This is a genomic window from Psychrobacter sp. T6-1, assembly GCF_052258445.1.
The window spans coordinates 1-724 of sequence record NZ_JBQQFC010000691.1 but is presented as its reverse complement, the minus strand read 5'-3'; the positions used below and the strand labels follow the sequence as shown (position 1 = coordinate 724).

1 protein-coding gene is annotated in these 724 nt (G+C 46.4%); it reads left to right on the top strand.

The window, feature by feature from the left end; genetic code table 11:
• Positions 1-724, top strand: a 724-nt coding sequence (locus ACTXGO_RS15435) for a putative oxygenase MesX (RefSeq protein ID WP_443575137.1), incomplete at both ends; no start/stop codon positions are given.

Below are 724 nucleotides of genomic sequence, written 5' to 3'. Positions count from 1 at the left end.
TACGCAAAACGCTGGCGATGATTAACAATCGCTTTAACGATCTTGCGCATTGGGATAACCCGTCAGCCAACCGTTACTCAGTCGAGGTGGATATTATCTCAGCCGATTTACATATCAAGGGCGATGTTGAGGGCAAGGGCGATAGTTTTCCCGTTATCGAAACGCTAAAAACCACCATTGTCGATCATCACACCGGCGAGCGTATCGACGGTATGATTGGCAATAGCTTCTCATCCTACGTGCGCGATTATGATTTTAGTATTGTGTTACCAGAGCACTTTGCAAACTATCCAGATGCGCCGCCGCCAAATGATTTTGGCGTGCTCCATGGCAAACTGTTTCAGCATTTACTACGCTCAGAGGCTTACCAAGCAGAGTTTAACAAGCAGCCTGTGATTTGCCTGAGTGTCTCAAGCAGCAAAATATATCAGCGTACAGGCAATCAGCATCCAGTGTTAGGGGTTGAATACAGACAAGATGAGCATTCACTCACTGATGATTACTTTTATAAGATGGGCCTCACCGTGCGTTACTTTATGCCTACAGGTAGCGTGGCACCGTTAGCGTTTTATTTCGCTGGCGATTTGCTCAGCGACTACAGTGATCTTGAGCTGATTAGCGCCATTAGCACGATGGAGACCTTTCAAAAGATCTATCGACCTGAGATTTATAATGCCAATTCAAGAGCGGGGCAGGTGTATCAGCCAAGCCTTAAGTACCAAGA